Genomic DNA, 219 nt, shown 5'->3' with positions numbered 1-219 from the left:
ACAGCGCGAAGTGAGGAGCTATCGATGACGTAACAACACCCTTACCCGCCGAGGTCTGCGAGAGGATGAGACGACGACGTTCGGCAAGCTTTGGGTAGGCGTTGTAGCCATCGACCTGCAGGACGCCCTTGAAGCCGGCAATATGGCTGAACAGCCGCTCGGCTTTGCGGTCGGGTGCATAGACATAGGCGATGCCGGGCGGATCGAGACCACCCCAGG

At 60.7% G+C, this 219-nt stretch carries 1 protein-coding gene; it reads right to left on the bottom strand.

Annotated features, from left to right (window positions below; all coding sequences use genetic code 11):
• On the bottom strand, positions 1-219 hold a 219-nt coding region (locus ACZXDY_RS46815; RefSeq protein WP_464350147.1), incomplete at both ends, for an IS66 family transposase.

The organism is Bradyrhizobium sp. LeoB3, from assembly GCF_055456055.1.
Note: the sequence above shows the minus strand (reverse complement) of the source record. Positions and strands in the feature narration are given on the sequence as shown.